The sequence below is a fragment of the Micromonospora sp. WMMD558 genome, from assembly GCF_049315255.1.
Classification (GTDB): Bacteria; Actinomycetota; Actinomycetes; order Mycobacteriales; family Micromonosporaceae; genus Micromonospora.
The window spans coordinates 2,635,578-2,654,221 of sequence record NZ_CP186061.1 but is presented as its reverse complement, the minus strand read 5'-3'; the positions used below and the strand labels follow the sequence as shown (position 1 = coordinate 2,654,221).

General features: G+C 73.7%; 17 protein-coding genes. 3 read left to right on the top strand and 14 right to left on the bottom strand.

What is annotated here, in order from left to right; translation table 11 throughout:
- Positions 1 to 80 precede the first annotated feature (80 nt).
- From ACN26Y_RS12940 to glyA, 7 genes are all read right to left on the bottom strand, one after another.
- A complete protein-coding gene (locus ACN26Y_RS12940; protein WP_155330522.1) occupies positions 81 to 902 on the bottom strand; it encodes a F0F1 ATP synthase subunit delta in 822 nt (273 codons plus the stop codon).
- Positions 902 to 1,441 carry a F0F1 ATP synthase subunit B gene (locus tag ACN26Y_RS12935; RefSeq protein ID WP_155330521.1) on the bottom strand — a complete coding sequence of 180 codons (540 nt, stop codon included), beginning with the start codon at positions 1,439 to 1,441 and terminating at the stop codon, positions 902 to 904. Before ACN26Y_RS12935 ends, ACN26Y_RS12940 begins: the two co-directional genes overlap by 1 nt.
- Before the next feature lie 30 nt (positions 1,442 to 1,471).
- Positions 1,472 to 1,714 carry an ATP synthase F0 subunit C gene (locus ACN26Y_RS12930; RefSeq protein ID WP_155330520.1) on the bottom strand — a complete coding sequence of 81 codons (243 nt, stop codon included), beginning with the start codon at positions 1,712 to 1,714 and terminating at the stop codon, positions 1,472 to 1,474.
- Positions 1,715 to 1,783: 69 nt separating this feature from the next.
- Positions 1,784 to 2,581 carry a F0F1 ATP synthase subunit A gene (gene atpB, locus ACN26Y_RS12925; RefSeq protein WP_155330519.1) on the bottom strand — a complete coding sequence of 266 codons (798 nt, stop codon included), beginning with the start codon at positions 2,579 to 2,581 and terminating at the stop codon, positions 1,784 to 1,786.
- An 11-nt stretch (positions 2,582 to 2,592) separates the two neighbouring features.
- Positions 2,593 to 2,829, bottom strand: a complete 237-nt coding sequence (locus tag ACN26Y_RS12920) for an AtpZ/AtpI family protein (protein ID WP_155330518.1) — start codon at positions 2,827 to 2,829, stop codon at positions 2,593 to 2,595.
- Positions 2,830 to 3,007: 178 nt separating this feature from the next.
- Positions 3,008 to 3,442 carry a hypothetical protein gene (locus ACN26Y_RS12915; protein WP_370463326.1) on the bottom strand — a complete coding sequence of 145 codons (435 nt, stop codon included), beginning with the start codon at positions 3,440 to 3,442 and terminating at the stop codon, positions 3,008 to 3,010.
- Positions 3,435 to 4,727 (bottom strand): serine hydroxymethyltransferase, encoded by a 1,293-nt coding sequence (gene glyA / locus ACN26Y_RS12910; RefSeq protein ID WP_422734759.1) that lies wholly within the window; start codon positions 4,725 to 4,727, stop codon positions 3,435 to 3,437. Before glyA ends, ACN26Y_RS12915 begins: the two co-directional genes overlap by 8 nt.
- Positions 4,728 to 4,762: 35 nt before the next feature.
- Here glyA and ACN26Y_RS12905 point away from each other — a divergent pair, with 35 nt between their 5' ends.
- Positions 4,763 to 6,238: an SDR family oxidoreductase gene (locus tag ACN26Y_RS12905; RefSeq protein WP_155330517.1), complete on the top strand. Its 1,476-nt coding sequence runs from the start codon at positions 4,763 to 4,765 to the stop codon at positions 6,236 to 6,238.
- 10 nt (positions 6,239 to 6,248) lie between these two features.
- On the opposite strand, the gene ACN26Y_RS12900 is transcribed toward ACN26Y_RS12905, so the two are convergent.
- The 4 genes from ACN26Y_RS12900 to prmC form a co-directional block, all read right to left on the bottom strand.
- The gene (locus ACN26Y_RS12900; protein ID WP_422734758.1) at positions 6,249 to 8,360 is read right to left on the bottom strand and encodes a transglycosylase domain-containing protein; all 2,112 of its coding nucleotides are present in this window, start codon (positions 8,358 to 8,360) and stop codon (positions 6,249 to 6,251) included.
- Between the two features lie 93 nt (positions 8,361 to 8,453).
- Positions 8,454 to 9,065, bottom strand: a complete 612-nt coding sequence (locus ACN26Y_RS12895) for a phosphotyrosine protein phosphatase (RefSeq protein WP_155330515.1) — start codon at positions 9,063 to 9,065, stop codon at positions 8,454 to 8,456.
- Positions 9,066 to 9,710: an L-threonylcarbamoyladenylate synthase gene (locus tag ACN26Y_RS12890; protein ID WP_155334058.1), complete on the bottom strand. Its 645-nt coding sequence runs from the start codon at positions 9,708 to 9,710 to the stop codon at positions 9,066 to 9,068.
- On the bottom strand, positions 9,710 to 10,657 hold the full coding sequence (gene prmC / locus ACN26Y_RS12885) for a peptide chain release factor N(5)-glutamine methyltransferase (RefSeq protein ID WP_155330514.1): 948 nt from the start codon (positions 10,655 to 10,657) through the stop codon (positions 9,710 to 9,712). Before prmC ends, ACN26Y_RS12890 begins: the two co-directional genes overlap by 1 nt.
- Positions 10,658 to 10,730: 73 nt before the next feature.
- Between prmC and ACN26Y_RS12880 the strand changes: the two genes are divergently transcribed.
- Positions 10,731 to 12,281, top strand: coding sequence for a GGDEF domain-containing protein (locus ACN26Y_RS12880; protein WP_155330513.1), 1,551 nt, complete (start codon positions 10,731 to 10,733; stop codon positions 12,279 to 12,281).
- A gap of 99 nt (positions 12,282 to 12,380) precedes the next feature.
- Here the strand turns inward: ACN26Y_RS12880 and prfA are convergent, their stop codons facing one another.
- Both prfA and rpmE read right to left on the bottom strand, forming a co-directional pair.
- Positions 12,381 to 13,469: a peptide chain release factor 1 gene (prfA, locus tag ACN26Y_RS12875; RefSeq protein WP_155330512.1), complete on the bottom strand. Its 1,089-nt coding sequence runs from the start codon at positions 13,467 to 13,469 to the stop codon at positions 12,381 to 12,383.
- A gap of 151 nt (positions 13,470 to 13,620) precedes the next feature.
- A complete protein-coding gene (rpmE, locus tag ACN26Y_RS12870; RefSeq protein ID WP_155330511.1) occupies positions 13,621 to 13,845 on the bottom strand; it encodes a 50S ribosomal protein L31 in 225 nt (74 codons plus the stop codon).
- Between the two features lie 242 nt (positions 13,846 to 14,087).
- Between rpmE and ACN26Y_RS12865 the strand changes: the two genes are divergently transcribed.
- Complete coding sequence (locus tag ACN26Y_RS12865; protein WP_155330510.1) at positions 14,088 to 14,984, top strand: AAA family ATPase; 897 nt, start codon at positions 14,088 to 14,090, stop codon at positions 14,982 to 14,984.
- A gap of 160 nt (positions 14,985 to 15,144) precedes the next feature.
- Here the strand turns inward: ACN26Y_RS12865 and ACN26Y_RS12860 are convergent, their stop codons facing one another.
- Positions 15,145 to 18,642, bottom strand: coding sequence for a phosphodiester glycosidase family protein (locus tag ACN26Y_RS12860; RefSeq protein ID WP_155330509.1), 3,498 nt, complete (start codon positions 18,640 to 18,642; stop codon positions 15,145 to 15,147).
- Positions 18,643 to 18,644: the final 2 nt, after the last annotated feature.

The window sequence follows — 18,644 nt, the reverse complement described above, 5'->3', positions numbered from 1 at the left end:
CCTTAAGTTTCAGGGCCCGGGATACCTAGTACCGACCGGTCCGAATGGCGTCTAGTCAGGGCGCTGCGCGGCGGGGCCGCTCAGCGCTTCGCGAGCGCGTTGCGGGTCTCGTTGAGGCGGCGCAGGACGGTGCCGTCGTACAGGTCGGAGCCGACCCGCACGCTCACCCCACCGAGCACCTCCGGGTCCACCGTCTGCTTGACGGAAACCTCTCGACCGTACATCTCGGAGAGGCGGGCGCCGAGGCGTCGCTCCTCCTCGTCACTCAGCGGGGCCGCGACGGTCACGTACGCGACCTGCCGATCCCGCCGGTCGGCGGCCAGCTCGACCAGCCGGGTGAGCGCGCCGACGAACGAGCGCCCCCCGAACCCGCCGAGGGCCACCTCGACGAGGCGGACGGTGACCGGACGGGCCTTGCCGGCCAGCAGCTCGCGGGCCAGCTCGGCGCGCTGGGCGACCGGGGCGATCGGGTCGGAGAGCGCGTTGGAGAGCGCCGACTGGCCGGCGACGACCTGACCGAAGCGGAACAGCTCGTCCTCGACCTCGCCCAGGTCCCCCGCCTTGTCGGCGGCGGCCAGCAGGGCCTCGACACCGAGCCGCTCGGTGCCGTCGAGGAGCTCCGACGGGGCCGACCAGCGACCGGAGACCAGCGCGGTCAGCAGGTCGAGCGCACCCGCGCCGACCTTGCCGCCCAGGATCCCGGTGAGCAGACCGGCGCGGTCCGCACCGGAGCGGGCCGGGTCGGAGAGCGCCCGGCGCAGCCGCGGCTCCCGCCGCAGCAGGTCGGCGACGGAGAGGAGCTCGTCGGCGGTGGAGGCCACCGCCGACGGCTCCGCGCCACGGACGTACGCGTCGAGGCGCTCGGCCGCGACCTTGTACGACTCCCGGCTGGCGGCCTGCATCAGCGGGCCCCCGCGCTCTCGAGACCGCTCAGGAACCGGTCGACGGTGCCCTTGCGACGCGCCTCGTCGGCGAGCGACTCACCGACGATCTTGCTGGCCAGGTCCACCGCGAGGGTGCCGACCTCGGTGCGCAGCTCGCGCACGATGGTGGCGCGCTCGGCGGCGAGCTGCTCCTTGCCGGCGGCGATGATCCGGTCGGACTCCTCCCGCGCCTTGGCGAGGATGTCCTGGCGGATGCCCTCCGCGTCGGCCCGGGCGTCGTCCCGGATCTTGGCGGCGTCGGTACGCGCCTCGGCGAGCTGCGCCCGGTACTGCTCGAGCAGCTGGTTCGCCTCGGCCTGCGCGGCCTCGGCGCGCTTGATGCCACCCTCGATCGCGTCGACCCGCGCCTGGAACGTCTGCTCCATGCGGGGGAAGACGAACTTCATCAGCACGACGGCGAGCAGGATGAAGGCGATGCCACCGACAACGATCTCCTGCCAGATCGGAATGATCGGGTTGTGGGCGGACTCACCACCCTCAGCGGCGAGGTAGAACATGGAAGACCTCCCGGTCAGAGGGGGGCGAAATTACTGGATCGGGCCCTGCCAGATGAAGCCGAACGCGATACCCAGCAGCGCGAGCGCCTCGATGACGGCGAAGCCGATCCAGACGTACGGCAGGGTCATCCGGGACGACTCCGGCTGGCGGGCGGTCGACTGGATGTAGGCGGCGAAGACCAGGCCGACGCCGATGCCGGGGCCGATGGCGGCGAGGCCGTAGCCGATGGCGGCGGTGCTGCCCTCTACCGCGGCGAGAACGCTAGCGTCCATTGGTGTGGTTCCTCCTGGTTATCACGCGTGACGGTCACGCGGGACGACAACGGGTTGGTGCTGGGTGGATCAGTGTTCCTCGGCGAGCGCGCCCTGGACGTAGCTCGCGGTCAGGACCGTGAAGACGTAGGCCTGCAGGACGATCACCAGGAACTCGAGGAAGGTGAGCGCGACGGTCATCGCCCAGGACAGCACCGAGACCGGCGCCAGCCAGACATTGGCGTTCAGCATCGCGAAGCCGCCGAGCGTGAAGACCAGCAGGAGCATGTGGCCGGCGAACATGTTCGCGAAGAGACGGACGGCCAGCGAGAACGGCCGGACGAGGAAGGTCGAGAAGAACTCGATCGGGATCAGCAGCGGCAGGATGTACCAGGGCGCCGGCGGGATCAGTGAATTCTTGAAGAACTTCCCGGCGCCGTGGTGGCGGATGCCGACCCAGATGAACATCACGTAGCTGATCACGGCGAGGAACGCCGGGAAGGCGATGTGCGAGTTCGGTGAGATCTGCAGGAACGGAACGATCGCGAAGAAGTTGGTCAGCAGGATGAAGCAGAAGAGCGTGGTGAAGTACGGCGCGAACCGCACCCCCGCGTGCCCGATCATGTCGACCGCGATGTTGTTCCGCACGAAGCCGTAGATCGACTCGGCGTACCACTGCTTCTTCGTCGGCACCAGCTGCGGGTTCCGGTAGCTGGCCAGGAAGAAGATGATCAGGACGCCGACGGCGAGCCACACCATCGCCGTGATCTTGGTGAACCAGTAGGAGTTCTCCGCACCCCACGGCAGGATGCTGGGCAGGTAGAAGTCCTCCACGCTGGGAGGGAATACCGCCTCGCCCTGTGCCAGGACGTTCGCCTGTCCGAACACCGCGTCCCTTCCTATTTAGGCGTGCCGAGCTTGCGGACGACCAGGATGATCCCCCCGGCCATGCCGAGCACGACGCCGATCCCGGTGGCGACGCCACCGGTGCCGAGCCACCGGTCGACCAGCCAGCCGATGACCCCCCACACGAGCATGCCCGCGATCAGGTAGGAGAGCGCGGTCCAACCCTGGCCGGCACCGGACGGAACATCGTCCGGGCCGCCGCTGGGTCGGGGGGTTTGGTCACCAGCCATGACGGGGCGAACGATATCAGCCGGGAAGACGAGGCTGTGCCTCACCCCCCGCACAACCGTCGTTGTGTGGGCGTCCGGCGGGCAGCGTCGTCTGTGGGCACGCTACTCCCGTTCGGCCAGCCAGGAAATGACCCATGCCGGACACATTTTGCCGGCGTCCGAGGTGTGGGACGGCGACCTAGCGTGACCGGCGAGCGTGGACGGTCGTCAGCCACCAGATGTGCACGCCGGTCCAGACCACCACGCCGGCGGCGATGCCGAGGCAGAGCGGGACCAGCCCGGCCCAACCGGTCGAGGCCACGCCGACCATCACCACGCCGAGCAGGGTGAACTTGGCCGCGTACAGGCCGAGGCCGAACGGCAGCACGAGTTGCGGGTTGACGCTGTCGGCCCAGGCCAGCACGACGGTGGTGAGGGTGTAGCTGGCGGCGGTCACACCCACCCCGAGCGCGGCGCCGAGAGCCGCGTCGGGGCCGCCGGTCAGCGCGCCGACCACCGCGGCCGCCGCCGCGAGCAGGCCGGTCGCCGCGAGCAGCAGCGGCAGGTGCCGCAGGCGCCACCGCCGGTCGCCGCCCGTCCGCGCCACCGGCTCGCGCACCCCGCGCTCAGCCACGGGGGTACGCCGGGAAGGCCCCGACCAGCTCAGTCACCTCGGCCGCCACCCGGCGCAGCGCGTCGCCGCCGCCCGGGGCCTCCGGATCGGTGCGCACCGCGCGCGCGATCAGGTCGGCCACCCGCCGCATCTCCGGCTCGCCCATGCCCTGGGTGGTGACGCTCGGCGTGCCGACCCGGATCCCGGAGGCGGTCATCGGCTTCTGCGGGTCGTACGGGATGGCGTTCTTGTTGAGCGTGATGCCGGCGGCGTCGCAGCGGGCCTCGGCCTGGGCGCCGGTCACGCCGACCTCGCGCAGGTCGAGCAGGGCGAGGTGGGTGTCGGTACCGCCGGAGACCGGACGCATCCCCTCGTCGGCGAGACCGGCCGCGAGCGCCTGGGCGTTGCGGACCACCTGGGCGGCGTACGCCCGGAACGCCGGCTGGGCGGCCTCGCGCAGCGCGACCGCCTTCGCCGCGACGGCGTGCATCAGCGGGCCGCCCTGGGTGAACGGGAAGACGGCCTTGTCGATCCGCTGGGCCAGCGGCTCCCGGCAGAGGATCATGCCGCCGCGCGGGCCGCGCAGCACCTTGTGGGTGGTGAGGCAGACGACGTCGGCGTACGGCACCGGCGACGGGATGGCCCCGCCGGCCACCAGGCCGATGAAGTGGGCGGCGTCCACCATCAGGTACGCGTCGACCTCGTCGGCGATCTCGCGGAAGCGCGCGAAGTCGATCAGCCGGGGATACGCCGTCGCCCCGCAGATGATCATCTTGGGTCGGTGGGCGAGCGCCAGGTCGCGCACCTCGTCGTAGTCGATCAGCTCGGTGTCCCGGTGGACGGTGTAGCCGACCGTGGCGAACCACTTGCCGGAGAAGTTCACCCGGCTGCCGTGGGTGAGGTGACCGCCGTGCGGCAGGTCCATGGCGAGCACGGTGTCCCCCGGCTGGACCAGCGCGGCGTACGCGGCCAGGTTGGCGCTCGCGCCGGAGTGCGGCTGGAGGTTGGCGTGCTCGGCGCCGAACAGCTCCTTCGCCCGGGCGATCGCGATCTCCTCGGCGCGGTCCACCTCCGCGCAGCCGCCGTAGTAGCGGCGGCCGGGGTAGCCCTCGGCGTACTTGTTGGTCAGCGTCGAACCGAGCGCCGCGAGCACGGCCGGGGAGGTCAGGTTCTCGCTGGCGATCAGCTGGAGGCCGCCGCGCAGCCGGGCCAGCTCGCCGAGCACGACGTCGGCGATCTCCGGGTCGGTCGCCCGCAGCTGGTCGAAGTCCGGCCCCCAGAAGGTCGGCGTCCTCTCGATGTCCACAGCGCCAGAGTCTATTGGGCCGCAGACTGGAGGCCGTGCGATGCCTGGTGACCGGAGCGACGGGGTACATCGGCGGGCGGCTGGCGCCCCGCCTGCTGGAAGAGGGGCACACCGTACGCTGCCTGGCCCGCAAGGCCGGACGGCTGCGGGACGTACCGTGGGCGTCCCAGGCCGAGATCGCCGAGGGCGACCTGCGCAGGCCGGACACGCTGGCCGCCGCGTTCGACGGCGTCGACGTCGCGTACTACCTGGTGCACTCGCTCGGCCAGTCCGGGTTCGAGGCCGCCGACCGGGAGGCGGCCACGCACTTCGCCGAGGCGGCGCGCGCCGCGGGCGTACACCGGATCGTCTACCTGGGCGGGCCGGAGCCGACGGCGGAGGCGGGCGTCTCCTCCCCCCACCTGCGCTCGCGGGCCGAGGTGGGGCGGATCCTGCTGGCGAGCGGGGTGCCGACGGTGGTGCTGCGGGCCGCGGTGATCATCGGGTCCGGATCGGCCTCGTTCGAGATGCTGCGCTACCTGACCGAGCGGCTGCCGGGCATGGTCGCGCCGCGCTGGGTGCGCAACCAGATCCAACCGATCGCCGTCCGGGACGTGCTGCGTTACCTGGTCGGCTGCGCGACCCTGCCGCCGGAGGTGAACCGGGCCTTCGACATCGGCGGGCCCGACGTGCTGACCTTCCATGACATGATGCAGCGGTACGCCCGGGTGGCCGGGCTGCGCCGGCGGATCATCCTGCCGGTGCGCGCGCTGAGCCCGTCGCTCTCCTCGTACTGGGTCGGCTGGGTCACCCCGGTGCCCAGCTCCATCGCCCGGCCGCTGGTGGAGAGCCTGATCCACGAGGCGGTGGCGCGCGAGCAGGACATCGCGGCCTACGTGCCCGACCCGCCGGAAGGGCTGACCGGCTTCGACCAGGCGGTCGCCCTGGCGCTGGCGAAGGTGCGCGACGCGCAGGTCGAGACCCGCTGGTCCACCGCGAGCGGGCCGGACGCGCCGGCCGAACCGCTGCCCACCGACCCGAAGTGGTCCGGCGGCACCGCCTACACCGACGTCCGGGAGCGGACGGTCGATGCTCCGCCGGAGCGGCTGTGGCAGGTGATCGAGGGCGTCGGCGGCGAGCACGGCTGGTACTCGTTCCCGCTGGCCTGGTCGGTGCGCGGCTGGCTGGACCGGCTGATCGGCGGGGTGGGCCTGCGCCGGGGCCGGCGCGACCCGCACCGCCTCCAGGTCGGCGAGGCGCTGGACTTCTGGCGGGTGGAGGAGATCGTCCCCGGCGAACTGCTGCGGCTGCGCGCCGAGATGCGGCTGCCCGGCCGCGCCTGGCTGGAGATGCGGGCGATACCGGCCGGCGACGGCCGGAGCCGGTACCACCAGCGGGCGGTGTTCCTGCCGCGCGGCCTGTCCGGTCACGCGTACTGGGGCGCGGTGGCGCCGTTCCACGCGGTGGTCTTCGGTGGGATGGCCCGCAACATCGCCAAGGGCGCCGAGACCGCCGACCCCGCCCTCCGGTGACCCGGGCCCGCTAGTCGCCGGTCCGGGCGCCGGTGATCTCGTGGGCGGTCACCTCGCTCGGTGGGACGAAGTCGCGCACCGGCTGCCCGCGCAGGGCGAACGACATCAGCTCCGCCACCGCGTCCACCATCCGCGCCTGCACCGTCTTGCCGACCGCGTCCCGCGGGTCGTCCGGGTTTGTGGCGATGGCGGCCACCGCCAGCTGCGGGGTGACGGCGACGACGGTCTCCGTGCCGTACCCCTCCGAGCTGCCGGTCTTCCCGGCGACCGGGCGGCCCACCTTCTCCCGCAGGCCCTCCGCGGTGCCGCCGTCACAGCCCCCGTACATCGACCGGTCGCCGACCGGGCAGCGCGCCGCGTCCGCCGCCGCCCGGGCCACGTCCCGGTCCACCACCTGGCGGCAGTCCGGCTGGGCGGCGGCGACCGGACGCCCGGCGGCGTCGGTGATCGACACCACCGGCAGCGGCGCGCACCAGCTCCCCTCGGCCGCCACCGTGGCGTACGCGTTCGCCAGGTCCAGCGGCGTGGTCGCCGAGACGCCGAGGGTGAACGGCCCCCACTCGCGGGCCCCGTGCCGGGCCAGCCGGGCGTCGTCCTCGGCCCGGAACACGATGCCGAGCCGCTCGGCCATCTCCACCACCCGGTCGGCGCCGACCCGTTCGGTGAGCCAGGCGAAGTACGTGTTGACCGACCGGCCGAACGCGCTCCACATGGTGTGCCGGCCGTCCATGGACGAGTTGGCGTTACGCGGGCACCAGTACCCGTCGCAGCTCCCCGGGCCGCTCGCCGGGTAGTCGCTGAGGATCCGCTCGGGTGCGTCGAACTCGGTGTCCAGCGGCAGGCCCGACTCCAGCGCGGCCAGCACGGTGAACAGCTTGAAGGTGCTGCCGGCCTGGTAGCCCTGGATCGCCCCGCCGCCGGCAACCAGCTGGTTGACCGTGTTCGGGTGGTTCTTCCACCCGCGCGGGTTGGCCTCCACGCTGTAGTTCCGGTTCACCGCCATGGCCAGCACCCGCCCGGTGCCGGGCTGGACCACCGCGGTCGGCATGGCGTACCGGTCGTCCGTCGCGTAGATCCGCCGCACCTGCTCCATCGCGGTCCGCTGCACCGCCGGGTTGAACGACGCCACGATCGAGTAGCCGCCCCGCCGCAGGGCGAGCTGCCGCTCGTCGACCGTCGACCCGAACGCCTCCTGCGAGTTCCACCAGCGCGTGAACCAGTCGCAGAAGTAGCCCCAGTCCTTGTGCGCCTCGGGCACCGCCGTGCAGTCGTTCGGCGTCTCGCTGGTTCGCAGGGCGAGCGGCTGGGCCTTCACGGCGGCGGCCTGGGCGGCCGGGACCTGGCCGGACTCCACCATCTGGTCCAGCACGTACCCCCGGCGCCGCAGCGCGGCGTCCGCGTCGCCGTTGATCGGGTCGTCGCTGTGCGGCGAACGGACCAGCCCGGCCAGCAGCGCCGACTCGGCCAGCGTCAGCTCGGCCGGCGACTTGGAGAAGTAGCGCTTGCTCGCCGCCGCCACCCCGTACGCCCCGGCGCCGAAGTACGCGATGTTGAGGTAGCGGGCGAGGATCTCGTCCTTGCTCAGCTCGCGTTCCAGGGCGAGCGCGTACCGCATCTCCTGGACCTTGCGGGTGGTGCTCACCTCCGTGGCCGCGCGGCGCTGGCGCTCGGTCAACCGCGGGTCGTTGGAGAGCACGTTACGGACGTACTGCATGGTCAGGGTCGAGGCGCCCTGCCGCGTCGTGCCGCCGCTCCGGTTGACGGTGAATGCCCGGACGACGCCGCGCAGGTCCACCCCGCTGTGCTCGTGGAAGCGCACGTCCTCGGCGGCGATGATCGCCTGGCGCATGACGGGGGCCACCTCCGCCAGCGGCACGTCCACCCGGTCCTCCTGGTAGAAGGAGGTGATCAGGGTGGTGCCGTCGGCGGCGTACAGGTTGGACCGCTGCGCGCTCGGCGGCGTCCGCAGCGTGTTGGGCAGCTCCGAGTAGGGCGCGGCGAGCGCCGAGAACCCCACTCCGAACACCAGCGCGGCCGGTAGGGCCGCCGCCGCGAGCACGAGGCCGGCCAGGACGCCGGCCAGCAGGATGGTCAGGAGCTTGTCGAGGTGTGCCCGGGTCATCAGCTCTCCCCGCAGGAGCCGTCAGGACCCACACAGAATGACCTGAATGTGCCTCTTGTCCGCATCGTTCGGCGGACGGGTAACCCGGGTGGGTTACGGGAGCAACGCCGCCGCCAACGGGTGGACGGTCTCCTCGATCTCGTCGGCGACCCGGCTGAAGCACTGGTCGCCACGACCCCACGGGTCGTCGAGGTCGTCGGTGGTCAGCGGGGTGGCGCCCGCCCGGGCGGCGTGGACCGCCTCGACCAGAGCCACGCCCCGCGCGTACACGGCGTCCGGGGTCACGTCGGCCGCCGGCAGGCCGGCCGGATCCGACGCGGCGAGCAGGCGGCCGAACTCGCCCAGCACGAAGGTGCGCGCCGCCGCGTCCGGGCGTAGCGCCACCACGTACTCCTGCTGGTCGGCCGTCGCGGTGAGCACGAGGTCGGCGGCGTCGATGTGGTCGGAGCGGAGCTTGCGCGCGGCGAAACCCTCGGCGCTGCCGCCGCGGGCGGCGACCTGCCGGGCGGCCGGCGGGTTCATCTCCTCGCCGGCGTGCCAGCCGCCGGTGCCGGCGCTGTGGCTGTGCAGCAGGTCGTCCGCGCGGCCCGGGTCCGCCCCGCGCCGCTCCAGCCGCTCCCGGACGGCCAGGGTCAACAGCCGCTCCGCCATCGGCGAGCGGCAGATGTTGCCCATGCACACGTGCAGAACGGTGAACGGAGGCACTCAGGCCACCCGGCTCTCGGCGATGTCCGGCACCACGTCGCGTAGCTTCTCCAACCCGATGGCGCCCGCGCGGACCAACTGGGGCACCTCGCCGGTAAGATCCACGATCGTGCTCGGCACCGGGTCGACCGCGGGCCCGGCCTCCAGGTAGGCACGCACCGAGTAGGCGAGCTGGTCCCGTGCCGCCTCGGCCGTCGTCGCGGCGGCCAGGCCGGCCTTGTTGGCCGAAGCGACCGCCATCGGGCCGGTCTCCCGGAGCACCTCCAGCGCCACCGGATGCAGGGGCATCCGCACCGCGACCGTGCCCGAGGTCTCCCCCAGGTCCCACCGGAGGCTGGGCGAGTGCTCGACCACGATGGTCAGCGGGCCCGGCCAGAACGCCTCGACCAGGTCCCGGGCCGCCCGCGGCAGGGAGAAGACCAGGCCGTCCAGCGTGTGCCGGGAACCGATCAGCACCGGCGGCGGGGCCGGCCGGCCACCCTTCGCGTCGAGCAGGGCCTTGACCGCGTACGGCGTGAACGCGTCCGCGCCGATCCCGTAGACCGTGTCGGTCGGCAGCACGACCAGCTCGCCGTTCTTGACCGCCTCGATGGCCGCAGCGATGCCGCGGTCCCGGTCGGCGGGCGACCGGCAGTCGTAGAGCATCACGAGGATGCAGTCTGCCACGCCGGGCCAGCGGCGGCGTGCGGGCCGTCCGCACGCCGGGACGCGGTGGCGAAGCGGGGCCGGCCGGCGAGATCGGCGTGATCGGCGATCGAGGCGTACCCGCCGGCCCCGGCGAGCAGCCGGGGCACCGCCTCGCCGTGCGTGTCGTCGTGCTCGATCCCGAGCACACCGCCCGGACGCAGCAGCACCGCCGCCCGGGCCACCACCGGCCGGATCACCGCCAGGCCGTCGCCGCCGCCGAACACGGCGTTCGCCGGGTCGTGCCGACCCACCTCGGGCGGCACGACGACGTCCGCCGGCACGTACGGCGGGTTGCAGAGCAGCACGTCCACCCGGCCCGCCAGGTCGGCGAGGAGGTCCGGCGCGGTGACGTCGGCCGCCACCACCTCGATCGGCCGGTCCCCCGCCGCGGCCCGGTCCGCCGCGTTGCGCCGCAGCCAGGACAGCGCCCCCGATGCCCCCTCCACCGCCACCACGCGCGCCGCCGGCACCTCCTGCGCGACCGCGAGGGCGATCGCGCCGGACCCGCTGCACAGGTCCACGACCAGCGGCTCCGGGATCCGTCGCGCCTGGTCGACGCCCCAACCGGCGAGCAGTTCCGTCTCCGGCCGGGGCACGAAGACGCCCGGCCCCACCGCCAGCTCCAGGTGCCGGAACCCGGCGGTGCCGGTGAGGTGCTGCAACGGCTCCCGGTCGGCCCGCCGGGCCACCAGCGCGTCGAACCGGTCGCGCTGGGCCCGGCTGAAACCGTCGGCCAGCGCCAGCCGCCCCCGCGACACCCCCAGCACGTACGCGGCCAGCAGCTCGGCCTCGGCGCGCGCACCCTCGACACCGGCGTCGGCGAGCACGCGGGCCGCCCGCGCCACCGCCACGGTGGGGCGCTCCCGGTTCGTCCCTTCGGACGGCTGTTGCGGCAGGGTGCTCACGAGATAATCATGAAGCGTCGCGGAGCCCACCACGAGCTGGTGCGGCCAGGCGCACACCGACGGGAGGTCAGGCGTGGGTTGGCTCGACCGGGTCGGCGACCAGGTTGACGCCCTGACTCGGGCACGGGCGCTGCAGGAGTCGAGCCGTTCCGCCGAGGCGTACACCGTCCTCGACCAGGTGCTCGCCACCACCGCCGACCCGTACGCCCGGGCCGACGCGCTGGTGCAGCGCCTCTCCGCGGTGCTCAACCTGGGCCGCACGGCCGAGTACACGAGGGCCATCGAGGCGGCCACCACCGCCGTCCGCGATCTCGCGGAGCCGTACCTGCACGGGCACCTGAACGCGCTCGCCGCGCTCGCCGCCCACCACCAGGGCGCGCTGGACCGCTGCGTCACCCACCTGGTGCGGGCCGCCCGCGCACTGGGTGCCGTGGAGGACCCGGACCGGGACACCGCGTGGGGCTGGCACGACCTGGCGATGGCCTACTCCTACCTGAGTTTCCACGGGTACGCCCTCGGCGCGATCGAGCGCGCGCGCCAGCTCGGGCTCGCCGCCGGCATCCCGGAGGAGACGTTCGCCGCCCCCGGCATCCGGCTGCGCAACGCCGTCGCGCTGGACCACCACGGCGACAGCGACGGCTGCCTGCGGGTGCTCCGGGACGTGGCCGGTGACCTGGAGCGCTTCCTGCGGGCGGGACGGGCCGGCCGGCTGCGCCCGAGCAGCCTCGCCGCGTACGGCTACGCGGCCGCACGCCGGGCATCCCTGGGCGACCGGCTGGAGGTCGAGACGGACGCGGCCCCCGCCCGGCTGCTCGGCCACGGCGGTGACAGTTCCCGGGCCCGGGACATGCGCCAGCTCGGGCAGGTGTGCCTGGCCATCGCCGTGGGACGCCCGATCGAGGCGGTCACCCGGCTGGACGGCGTCCAGGTCTCCACGGAGACGCTGGGCGCGGCCGAGCCGGCCCGGCTGCGCAGCATCGCCTTCGGCCGCGCCGGCGACCACGCGGCCGCGCACCGGGCCGACCGGCTGGCCTTCCGGCTCGCCGCGCAACGCAACGACCGCCTCCGGGACGTCTACATCGACGGCATCGCTGCCCGTATCGACCACGAGGACCTGCGCCGCGAGGCGGCCCGCTTCGAGGGCGAGGCGCTGTCCGACCCGCTGACCGGCCTGCCGAACCGGCGCCGGTTGGAGCGGTACATCGCCGCCGTGGTCGCCCGGGGCGAGCGGGTGGTGATCGGCGTGTGCGACCTGGACGGCTTCAAGGCGGTTAACACCCGGCACGGGCACCACTCCGGCGACCTGGTCCTGCAACGCGTCGCCGGGGTGGTCAACCGGGTGATGCGCCGGGGCGACTTCGTGGCCCGCTACGGCGGGGACGAGTTCGTCGTGGTGCTGTCCGGCGCGGGCATGGCCGAGGCGGCCGACGTGGCCCGCCGCATCGAGAGCGCCGTCCGGGCGGAGGACTGGGAGTCGCTGGTCCCCGGCACGCCGGTCGGGGTCAGCATCGGCTTCGCCGAGGTGAACGCCACCGGGCCGGGCCCGCACGACGCCCTCGGCGCCGCCTTCGAGGCCGCCGACCGGGCGATGCTGATCGCGAAGAGCCGCCCCCGCGCGTCCTGACCGCCCCGCGCGCGCCCCGCGAGCCCGCGCGCCGCTGATCGCCCCGCGCGCGCCCCGCGAGCCCGCGCGCCGCTGATCGCCCCGCGAGCCCCGCGGCGGTCAGCGGCGGGACAGCTCGGCGTCGCCCGCGAGACGGGCGGCCCGGTCGGCCTCGGCGAGCGCGTCCAGCACGCCGTCGAGGTCCCCGGCGAGCGCCAGGTCCAGGTTGTACGCGGTGTAGCCGATCCGGTGATCGGTGATCCGGTTCTGCGGGAAGTTGTACGTGCGGATCCGCTCGGAGCGGTCCACCGTCCGCACCTGCGCCTTGCGGGCGTCCGAGGCGGCCGCGTCGGCCTGCTCCTGGGCCGCCGCCAGCAGCCGGGCGCGCAGGATCCGCATCGCCTGCTCACGGTTCTGCAGCTGGGACTTCTCGTTCTGGCAGGAGACCACGATGCCGGTCGGCAGGTGGGTGATCCGCACCGCCGAGTCCGTGGTGTTCACCGACTGGCCGCCGGGGCCCGACGAGCGGAACACGTCGATCCGCAGGTCGTTCGGGTCGATCGTGACGTCGACGTCCTCGGCCTCCGGCAGCACCAGCACGCCGGCCGCGCTGGTGTGGATGCGGCCCTGCGACTCGGTGACCGGCACGCGCTGCACGCGGTGCACGCCACCCTCCCACTTGAGCCGGGACCACACGCCGTTGCCGCCCTCCGGCACGCCCTTGGTCTTGATGGCCAGCGAGACGTCCTTGACCCCGCCCAGGTCCGAGTCCTGCGCGTCGATCACCTCGACGAGCCAGCCGCGGCGCTCCGCGTACCGGGTGTACATCCGCAGCAGGTCGCCCGCGAAGAGGGCGGACTCCTCACCGCCCTCCCCCGCCTTGATCTCGACGATCACGTCCTTGGCGTCGTGCGGGTCACGCGGGATGAGCAGCTCGGCGAGCCGCTCCTCCAGCGCCGGCAGCGTCGCCGCGATGGCCTCCGCCTCGGCGGCGAAGGCCGCGTCCTCAGCGGCCAGCTCCTTCGCCGCCGTCAGGTCCGCCCGGGCCTGCTCCAGCTCGGCGGCGGCCTTGTGCAGCGGCACCAGCTCCGCGTACCGGCGGCCGACCCGGCGGGCCGTGTTCTGGTCGGCGTGGATGGCCGGGTCGGCCAGCCGCTTCTCCAGCTCGGCGTACTCGTCGAGGAGGGCGGCCAGACGCTCGCTGCTCATGGGCGATGCTCCTTCGACGACGGCGCTGGACGGTTGATGCCCCGATAGCGGGCGGGTGGCGGCCCCGGGCGGGCGGCGGCGCCCCGGGGGGTCGGAATACGGACGGCGCCCGCGTCCGGCGGGAAACCGGACGCGGGCGCCGAACGGAAGGTTACTTGCCCTTCTTGGCCTGAACCTTGGCGTACTTCTGCTGGAACTTCGCCACCCGGCCGGCGGTGTCCAGGACGCGCTGCTTGCCCGTGTAGAACGGGTGGCAGGCGCTGCACGTCTCGACGTGGATGGTGCCGCCCTTGGCGGTGCTACGGGTGGTGAAAGTGTTGCCGCAGGAGCAGGTGACGTCGGTGGTCACGTACTCCGGGTGGATGTTGGACTTCATGTCGCCTCGGTCCTCTCGTCGGTGGTCGCCGGGTCGCCCCCGTCACGTGCTCCGACGGTGCAGGGCGTGAACCGGTACCGGTGGCCGATTGACCAGTGTGCCATGGGCGTACGCCGACCCGGCAATCGGGCCGCACAACGGGTCCGGCATCGACAACGTACGCCCGTCCTCCCGCATTCCCGGCCCGGGGCCGGGCATTCACCGGGACACGGCCGACCCCGACGGACGACACGGAGTGACTGATGGCCCGCCTGATCGCCACCCGGGGGCTCCCCGCCTCCGGCAAGACCACGTTCGCCCGGAAACTGCAACCGTCCGTGGTCCGGGTGAACCGGGACGACCTGCGCCGGATGCTGCACGGCGAGCGGTTGTTCACCCAGCGGGCCGAGTGGCAGGTGACGCTCGTGCAGCGGGCCCAGGTGGAGGCGCTGCTGCGCTCCGGGGCGGACGTCTGCGTGGACGACACCAACCTTCGGTCGCGGACCCTGCGGGACTGGGCCGACCTGGCCGCCCGGTACGGCGCGGAGTTCGAGGTGCACGACTTCACCGACGTGCCGCTGGAGGAGTGCCTGCGTCGCGACGCCACCCGGCCGGAGGCCGACCGCGTCGGCGAGGCGGCGATCCTCCGCCTGCACGAGCGCTACCTGGAAGGGCGACCGCTGCCGTTACCGGTGCCCACGGCACGGGCGGGGCGGCCGGCACAGGTGCACCCTCCGTCCGACGAGCCGCCCGAGATCGTCCTGGTCGACATCGACGGGACCGTCGCGTTGAACGTCTCCCGCAGTCCGTACGACATGACCCGGGTCGGCGAGGACGAGCCGAACCCGGCGGTGATCTCGGCGGTCCGGGCGATGCACGCCGCCGGATACGGCGTCATCTTCTGCTCGGGCCGGGACGCGTCGGCCCGCGCCACCACGGAGGCGTGGCTGGACCGGCACGTCGAGGTCCCCTACCTGGCGCTGCACCTGCGGGCGGTCGGCGACTCGCGGAAGGACTCGATCGTCAAGCGGGAGATCTACGAGCGCGAGGTCAAGGACCGGTACCGCGTCGTCGGCGTCTTCGACGACCGGATGCAGGTGGTGCGGATGTGGCGTGAGCTGGGCCTGACCGTCTTCCAAGTCGCCGACGGCGACTTCTGAGGGGTAAGGAAGGGCCCCCTATTAACGCCTCCGGTAGAGCAAGGGTCCCCTGTTAACACCTGAGGGCCCGCACCGGGTTCGGTGCGGGCCCTCAGGGTGTGGTGTTAATAAGGGGCCCTTCCTCTGCATGAGGCGTTAATAGGGGGCCCTTCCTTACGCCTCAGGCGGCGGGTGCCTCGGCTGCGGCGGTGAGGGCGACGGTTGCCTCGGCGCGGACGCCGTTGACCTCGACGGCGAGTTTCACCGAGGCGCCCGGGCGCAGCGCGGTGAGCCGGCCGGTGGCCGGGTCGAACCGGGCCACGTGCCAGGGCCGGAGCCCGAGCAGCGAGCCGACGTGCACGTTCGGCGACGCCGACCAGTCCGCGCTGACCGGGGCGGCCACCGGCACCGTACGGCCGCCGGGCTGGGTCACCGTCGCGGTGACGGTCGCCGGGGCGCCGACCGGGACGGTCGGCGGGGCGGTCACCGTGACCTGGTCGGCGTGGGCGTGGAACTCCGCGTCGACCCAGCGCGGGCCCTCGGCGAGCGGGTTCCGCCGGGCCCGGTCGGCCTCCGCCGGGGTCACCGGGTCCACGCCGTACTCGCTCCAGCCGGTGAAGCCGCCCTGGTCGGCCGGGCTGGACGGGTTCTTCCCCGAGTTGCCGTTGACGACGTACGGCACCCCGTCCACCCGGTCGGCGTGGAACGTGCCGACGTGGGCGCCGATGAAGAGCGCCCCCTTGCCGGTCCGGTGCTGGAAGTCGGCCAGCCACTGCTCCAGCAGGGCCGCCTCCTTGCGGTCACCGAGCTGGCTCGCCTTGACCGGGCTGGGGTCGCGGGGCGGGTGGTGGTGCAGCACGACCACCGAGCCGACGGTGGGATCCTTGGCGGCCGAGTCCAGCGCCTCGCGGAGCATCCGCACCTGCTCGAATCCGCCGCCGCGCAGGGTGCCGGTGGACGAGTTGAGGGTGACGAAGCGGGTTCCCTTGTGGTCGAAGACCCGCTCGGTGGCGCCGAACACCGCCCGGAAGTTGTCGATCGGCGCGCCCATGATCTCGTGGTTGCCGGGGACGTAGTGGTAGGGCACCTCCCCGCCGAGTTCCTCGTCGAACAGCCGCTTCGCGAGGGCGAAGTCCGCCGGGTACGCGGTGTCCACGAAGTCGCCGTTGACCAGCACGAAGTCCGGCTTGGCGGCCTTGACCTCGCGGAGCGTACGGCGGGCCTGGGCGACCAGGTCGCTGTCCGGGTTCGCCGCGACGAACTGGGCGTCGGAGAGCACCGCGAACCGCCAGGGCGCCCCGTCCACGGTGCCCTCGCGGACGACCACCCGGTCGGTCCGCGGCGCCTCGGCCGGCACGTCGACCGTCGGCGGCACCTTCGCCACCAGGTCGTCGATGACGACCTCGCTGCGGTACTGCGCGTCCGCCCGGGTCTCGGCGACGTAGAAGCGGCGGACCCGCAGCGGGTACTGCACGCCGGAGGGCACGGTGAACTCGACGTACCGCCAGCCCGTCCAGGTCACCAGCGGCCCCCGCAGCACGTGCTGCGTGTTCTGCGCGTCGTGCAGGTGCAGGCTCGGCCACTCCCCGGTGCCGTTGCCGTGGATCCACATGCCGAACGCCTGCGGCTGACCGGGCACGTCGATCCAGGTGGGCGGGTCGGCGTACGCGGCCCGGGTGCCGGTGGACTGGCTGAAGTCGTACGTCATCCGCAGGCCGGCGCCGGTGCGGCCCGGCGCCGGCGCGACGGAGCCGCTGGCCCGGGCCTGGCTGAACCGCCACGACGCGGCGTCGTCGAAGGTGGCCACCGGCACGTCGTCGAGCCCGACGGTGACGGGGACGACGGTGGTGCTGCGCCCGACGCGGACGGTGACCAGCGCGGAGCCGGTGTCCCGCAGCGCCGTCACCGTCAGGTTGCCGTCGGCGGTCGGCGTGATGCGCAGCAGGTCCCGGTCGTAGTCGAGGGTCAGGTCGGCGGGCTCGATCGGCGCGGTGTTGCCCTCGGCGTCGTAGCCGACCACACCGAGGAGGGCCGTTCCGTCGGTGCCGTCCAGGCCGACCCGGTCCACGGTGGAGTCGATCCGGCTCAGCGGCCCGAGCACGGTGAGGTCGAGGGTGCCTCGCGCGCCGCCCCGCGACGCCGTGACGGTGACCTGGCCGGGCAGGCCGGCCCGGAACACGCCGTCGTTCACCTTCCCGTGCCCGGCCGGGTTGGCCCGCCAGGTCGGCTCGCCGGCCGCCGGCCCGTACGTCTCGTCGTGCCCGGCGGCGGTGATCCGGCGGGTCAGGCCGGGGAAGACCCGGTCGGGCCGGCCGCCGCGCACGGGCGAGACGCCCGGCGCGCTGGTGGGGTCGCTCGCGGTCTCCAGCCAGTACCCGGTGAGCCGGCCGCTGCCCTGCGGGGCGTAGAGGGCGAGGCCGTTGGGGACGGCGCGCTCGGTGCCGTCGGACGGGCTGTTCTCCACCTGCACGCCGGCCGCGCCCGGTTCGCGGGCGAGCAGCGTCGAGGAGCCGCCGCCGTCGAGGTTCAGCGCGTGGTGGGCGCCGAGTTCGGCCATCATCCGGCCCATCTCGGTCTGGGTGACGCCGCGGCTGTCGACCTGCCGCCCGTCCACCGTCAGCATGATCATCTTCTGGCCGTCGGCGGAGAAGCCGACCGCGGTCCGCGGCGCCAGCGTGGGGTCGGCGATGCTCTGCACCACGCCGTCGCGGACCAGCACGTTGCCGCCGCCGACCGCCGCGTGCAGGGTGCCGCCGTCGGCGGGCCTCGGCCGGTAGGCGACGGTCACCGGGTCGCCGGGGTGCAGCCCGGCGAGGGCGTCGGCGCCGGCGTCCCGGCCGAGCAGCACGGTGGTGCCGGCGGGGATCGGGCCGCTGCCGGCCGTGGTGGCGACGCTGGTCACGCGACCGTCGACCACCGCGACCTCGGTGACGCGGGTGGCGCCCGCCACGGGACGTTCCCGGGTGTACGCCCCCCAGAGCGCGGTGAACACGCCGATCCCGTTCGCCTGGACCATGTTGTTGAACTGGGTCAGTGGCACCGGACCGGTGGGCAGCGTCGCAGTGCCCTCGAAGTGCACCTCGACGACGCGGCCGAGCCCCTCGGTGGTGACGGCGACCGCGTTGCGGTGCCCGGCGACGGCGGACTGGACGAGCTGGCCGTCCTGGATGCCGACGCCCTGGGCGGCGCCCGAGTTGTTGATGTCGAAGAAGTCGCCGTTCACGGCGGCCACGGCGCGGGTGCGGTCGGCCGCAGCGCGCAGGGGCTCCGCCTTGCTGACCACGCCGGAGTTGACGTAGTCGACGGTGACACCGCCGGACAGTTCGGCGGTGAGCGCGTCGGCGCGCAGCCAGCCGTCGGCGTCGTACCGGTCGACGGAGGTGAGGTCGAGGCCCGGCGCCACCGGGCGGGTGGTCTTCGTGGTCTCCAGGCCCCCGGCCGGCTCGACGCCGGTCGTGGTCCGGGCCGCGCGGGTGGCCCCCGCCGGGTCCGCCGCCAGCGTGACCGCGCCTGCGGGGTGGGACGAGGCGCGGGGTGTGTCCTCGGCGGCCGTGGCGGACAGGGTGTTGGCGGGCGCGGCCACCGCGGCGGCGGGGATCGGGACGGCGGTGGCCGTGGTGAGCAGCGGCGTCAGCAGCAGGACGCCGGCGAGCCGGGTGGATCGTCTGCGGGTACGCATGG